The organism is Oligoflexus sp. (genome assembly GCF_035638955.1).
Lineage (GTDB): Bacteria > Bdellovibrionota_B > Oligoflexia > Oligoflexales > Oligoflexaceae > Oligoflexus.
Genome location: NZ_DASQYZ010000147.1, coordinates 1 through 5,450, shown reverse-complemented (window position 1 = coordinate 5,450; position 5,450 = coordinate 1). Strand labels below are relative to the sequence as shown.

6 protein-coding genes are annotated in these 5,450 nt (G+C 49.2%); all 6 read left to right on the top strand.

What is annotated here, in order from left to right; genetic code table 11:
• Nucleotides 1-603 (top strand): hypothetical protein (locus VE954_RS14230; protein ID WP_324953822.1); only part of this gene is annotated, 603 nt, incomplete at its 5' end.
• The gene (locus VE954_RS14225) at nt 600-1,739 is read left to right on the top strand and encodes a CotH kinase family protein (RefSeq protein ID WP_324953820.1); all 1,140 of its coding nucleotides are present in this window, start codon (nt 600-602) and stop codon (nt 1,737-1,739) included. The genes VE954_RS14230 and VE954_RS14225, both read left to right, overlap by 4 nt.
• 170 nt (nt 1,740-1,909) lie before the next feature.
• A complete protein-coding gene (locus VE954_RS14220; protein ID WP_324953824.1) occupies nt 1,910-2,587 on the top strand; it encodes a VTC domain-containing protein in 678 nt (225 codons plus the stop codon).
• Nucleotides 2,588-2,637: 50 nt separating this feature from the next.
• The gene (locus VE954_RS14215; protein ID WP_324953818.1) at nt 2,638-3,333 is read left to right on the top strand and encodes a DUF4956 domain-containing protein; all 696 of its coding nucleotides are present in this window, start codon (nt 2,638-2,640) and stop codon (nt 3,331-3,333) included.
• Nucleotides 3,334-3,357: 24 nt separating this feature from the next.
• Nucleotides 3,358-4,374, top strand: coding sequence for a hypothetical protein (locus tag VE954_RS14210; RefSeq protein ID WP_324953816.1), 1,017 nt, complete (start codon nt 3,358-3,360; stop codon nt 4,372-4,374).
• Nucleotides 4,375-5,242: 868 nt separating this feature from the next.
• On the top strand, nt 5,243-5,450 hold a 208-nt coding region (locus VE954_RS14205), incomplete at its 3' end, for a hypothetical protein (RefSeq protein ID WP_324953814.1).

Genomic DNA, 5,450 nt, shown 5'->3' with positions numbered 1-5,450 from the left:
CGCGAAACCCAGATTCGCCTCTTCAGTCAAAGCGAGCAGAAAGGCGCACCGGCTCCGAATTTCGAGGTGGCGCTCGGCCTGCCAACTTCCAACAATTATAATATCCGTATGCAAAAATCTGCTGACCCTGGTGAAGGACTTCCTTTCTTCAATGCCGGACTCTTGGTGCAGCGCAATAAGCAAATTTATGATCGGGAGCAGTGGATAGGGGCTCTGATGCTTTCAACCTGGGCCGAGAGTGGTTCGCATGCCTTCGAAGCTGAATGGGTGAATGGCGTTGATCCGTATAAAACAGAGATGGCCCATCTTTATGCCAATGGCCGCGCGGTTTATTTTTCGGGGATGAAGACCGGTTACACGTTTGATTTCGATGAGTCGCGTCGATCGGGCTGGCAACTTCTCGCCTCCACCAGCCTACTGCAGAATGATACCAGGAATCCCTTGGATCGCAGTGCCCAGCTTGTTTCCGGCATCAACTATTATTTCAAGAAAACCCGCATTGCTTTCAACCTGGAATTGACCGGGATGCAGAATCCTCTTGTGCGACGTGACTGGAGCTATGAAAGAAGCCAGGCTCAGATTGAATTGAGGCAGGAGATATGATGAACCGGTTGCTCACTTTTACCATATCAATTTGGTGGGCCTTTGCGTGTGAGAAATCGATCAAGGCCCCTCCTGGCTTTGGACTTAATACCTATGATCTTTGGATCAGCGCTGAGGATCTTAGCGAGCTCTACAGCAGTACATTTGAGGACACCCCGGTTCCGGTTGAAGTCCATTACAATGGTGAGTACAAATTGGGGTCTATCTTCCACACAGGCAACTCGACGGTTCTGCATCCCAAGCGCAGCTACGAACTGCATCTCAAAGGCGACTTCCTGATTCAGGGACATGGCAAGGTTCGACTCAGCGCTCAGGCGTTTGATACCTCGGCTCTGCGCTCACTGCTCGGTTATCAAGTTTTTAAGTCCCTTGGCATTTTAACACCAGGGATTGAGCCTGTGGCACTTTACCTGAATGGTCATTATCAAGGCCTTTATTTTCAGGTCGACAAAATCACAGGAAGTTTCCTCGAGGATCATGGCCAAAAAGCTGCGTCGCTCTATAAGGCACGTTTCGGTCGGCTGGGGTTCGCTGGTTTTGAAGGAAGTTCTTACAATGATCTTGAGGTCGGCTACAAAATAGAAATCGGCAATAAGGAGTTTGCGGATCTCAAGCATTTGATCACCCTGGTTCATGAGCCTGACAGCACCGCGAATGCTAAAGACCTGGAGGCGGCTCTTGATATTGACAATTATTTACGCTACCTTGCAGGCGCAGTTGTCCTTAATCATTGGGATGGCTTTTATAATAATTATTATCTTTATCAAGAAGAAGCGAGCCGACGCTTCCGGTTCGTGGCCTGGGACGTGGACCAGATATATAAACCGGACACCATGCAATTTACCGCGGGAAAGACAGTCTATGGCCGCAATGCCTTGAGCGAAAAAATCTTTCGCAATCCCGCCCAACGCAAACAGTACCTCGACATCATGCACGAACTTCTCACGGTATCATTCCCCGCCGGAGCCATGTCGACTTTTTTGGAGGAGCAAAAGAGCTTGATACGCGAAGCCTATGACTCAGATCCCTTCCTTGCTGGGAAAAGCCTTGATCATGAAGTTGAGGAGCTGCAGTTAATTTTTGGCGATTGGTTGAACAAAATTCTGGCTGACTTGAAAGTAGAGCAGGATCGGTGATTCCGCCAGCTTTTGTCTAAATCTCGACAATCGACACGGCCAGTATCAATCCACCTTCCCCGCTGCCCAGTTAACCCAGCGGTTTAACAGATCATAACTCGGATCCAGGCACTGGAATAGAGTTTGCTTAACGTGTTTCAGCTGTATTTATGGAGTCGCCTTTGGATGTTGTGAGTTTCCCATATAATGAATATAAGTTTCTCGTCCTGGACGACAAACTCGATTATGTCATCGACGTCCTTGAGTCTTTGCACAAGGGCAGCGATCCTTTTCCCAGTGGTATCGTCGATTCGATTTATTTTGACACCCCGGATCTGCACTTTTACGGGCAATGTTTGAATGGTGAGGCCCGAAAGCGGAAGTTTAGAATTCGCGGTTATGGTGATGGCAGCTTTCATCAACTGCAGGTGAAAGACAAACACCTCGCAACGGTGCGAAAGATGAAGGATAAGATCAAGCCTATCAATCTCACCGGTAAATTCGCTCCTTATGTCCACGAACTCGAGCCAGTTGCGGCGTCGTCATCGACATTCCCGGACATGATATCCTTGGCTGGGCATTATGGAATGCTCATGCCGGTCGTGCGTGTTCGATATCATCGGCGTCGCTATCGGCTGAATGACTACAGGCTGACGCTGGACACACGGGTTGAAATCATGGGGTTTTCCAACGGTATTGATGTGCGCTGCAATTATATGATGTTGCCACATCACGTGCTGGAGATCAAAACTGCGGATCCGAGACCCTACCTACCCCTGCTTGGTCTGGTTCAGTTACCGCAGGTCTCCTATTCCAAGTTTTTTATGGGTATCAATGTCCTGACAACAGGACAGATTGCAATAGTTTAGGTTTTCTTGATCTTGCTGAACTTGAGTTGAGTTACCATTCGGAGTGGAAAATGTTGCAGAATTTTTTGGACAATTTGGGTGAAGCCGCCGAGGCAGGGTCGATGGGGGACGTGCAAAACTTCATTCTCTGCATGGCGATATCGATGGCCTTTGGCGTCTTGACTATGCAGCTTTATAAGTTCTATTTTCGGGACAATGAGCCCCAGGACGGCAGTTTGGCAAGGAGCCTGGTACTGCTGATACCTGCACTGACAGCGACTTTCTGGATTATCCAGTCCTCTGTCATTCTCTCGCTTGGATTGCTAGGTTCGCTATCTTTCGTTCGCTTTCGGACGCCTGTCAAACGGCCTGAAGATATTACCTTTATCGTGATTGCTCTGTCTGTCGCCATTTCCTGTGCCACCATGAACTTTATCATTGGCGCAACTCTGATGCTGCTGCTCTTCGGGTTTACTCTAGTCCGCAATATGTGGGGCACCAGCGGACGAGGAAAGTACCGCCTGGCTGTGATTACCTTCAATACCAAGAATAGTAATTCCATCAATGATCTGTGGCAGACCTTTAACAACCTTAATGTTCAAGCCGACTTTATCAGCTCCCGCACCTACGACGGGATCACCTCCTACGTCTTCAACACGCCGAAGATCACTCAGGAGAACCACAGTCGCGTTGCCGAGGCTCTGGCTTTATTGGATCAAGGAGCCAGCTTCCACATCTTTTACCCTAACGAGCGCCTTGGTGTTTAACAGCAGGCGTAGAGAAGATTCATTATGATGCATTGGGATAGAAAAAAATACCGCCGTCGTCTGCTGCGCCAGCTAGTGGCGATGCTCTTTGGTCTGTTCGGCTTTTCCTTTTTTTATCATAACAACAATGGCTTTGCTTTGTCGGAACAGGATCTCGAAATTGAAGAGCGTTTTGCACTTCCACTGACGGAGGTCTCAGGTCTGGCCCAGCTGCCGGGTTCCAATCCACCTGAGTATATGCTCGTCAGTGACCGACAGGCTGAGCTCCTGCGCTTCAAGCCCAGCGACGGCACAATGACTCCTGTTTCCTTTCGGGAGCCTCTGTTGCAACAGTTTTCACTCTGCCGATACGAGAACTATGACGACTGCAAACAGCAGATCAAAAAGCTCACGAGCAACTGGGAGGCACTGAGCATCGATGCCAGCGGGCGCGTCTTCGTCCTGCAAGAGCACAGCCAGAGTGTTATCGTGCTTGCCCCCGATCTTAGACGCGTGGAAAAGGCTCTACATTTTGATTTTGCCAACAGTTTCCCGGATCAAATATCACGGGGTAGTCAGAAGCTGCGAAACAATGCACTTGGCGAGGGACTTCTGTTGCTGAAAAAAGGTCATTTTTTGATCGCCAAGGAGCAGCACCCTATGGCTCTGGTCGAGTACGGTCCAGCTGATCACATTGCGCTGGGTGTCAATGCAGAGACATTGCTGCCAGTGGATGAACCCTTTGCCCTGCCGGCTGGCGAGGGCATGCACGCCGACTATAAGGCATTGGCGACCTGGTTCCTGGCGGGGCACAGCAAATGCGATATCAGTGACCTTGCTGCCGATACTTCGCGAAGACTGCTCGTCCTAAGCCAAAGCTGTCGTGCGATCAGCATCATTCCCCGCCTTGATCCAGGCGAAGGCGTTCAGGTCCTGGAAAGGCTCAGCCTGCCGGCTGAGATTAAAAATCCGGAAGCGCTGCGCGTGACAGGCGAAAGCTGGTGGATCGGTGACGATAGAACTGAAAAAGACACCCAAAATCTCTACCGGCTGCGTCGCTGACTACGAATACGAACAAAATCTTGAATTCTCTGCTGGTATAAACCGATATGGAAATTCAGGCAATCTCAAGGGCGTAAAAGCAAGGGCAATTCGCTTGATCGTATTCCTTTTCCATCGTGAATCGGAATGTGATTGATTGAATATCGCCTCTTAACAGCATGTGTTTGAAATATCCATTGTCATCGCAAGATAAGACGCAAACAAACTTTCCGTTCGGGCAATGGCAGGTTTCCGCGAACAGCATGCCTTTAGTGGTGCTCTGACTTTGAAGGTTAATCCATACTACTTTGAAAGTTAGGCAGTGATCGAGACAGTGGGAGTTTCTTTTGCGCAAGTCCCGAGGACGAATTTTTATGTTCAGGAGATGAACGGTCGTTCGATATGAGACTCATTCTGAGCTTTGACAGTGGCGTTCCCTGTATTACTATTTTATGGTAGATCTTGAGAGTGCACTCCAATTGTGAGGAGTGAAGTATGAAAGTATACGTCAGACTTATGGAGGACCCCGAAGGGTCAAAGCGTTGGGCCTTGTAAGCCCTCAGCTTTGGAAGAGACAGTCAGAATCGTGGTAGATCTGGTTATGCCTCGCTCCACCCCCACATGACAAGCCAAGATTTAAGATCCACCTCATAATCGCGTTTTCCCGTAAAAAACAAAAAGTGCCGTCGCCTTCTGACCGCGCGAAAGGATATTCGTGGAATTTTTTAATGATGATGAAGAAACGTGCTCTTCAAAGACGAAGCAAATTAAAACAGGCGAAGCCCCGGGCAGCTCGAGTCCGGACTCCGACCTGATCATTGGCGAGTCGAGATTGCCTGCCTCCCAAGACATACTCAGCCCCGCGATCCAAGCCTGCTTACAGCAAATCGTGAACAATTTTAAGTCCAGTGCCAGCAGCTTCACTTGGCTTACAAGTCCACTCGAAGAACTTAATCGCGAAGAAGCCCGGTTGACGAAGTATTACGATCGCCTTAATCCAGAGCTGCCGCTCGATTTTGGGATGTATCTGATTGAGATCTTCGAAGACATCGAGGAATTGGAGTCAGGAGGCGATCCTGAACTTGCAAGGGTTGTTG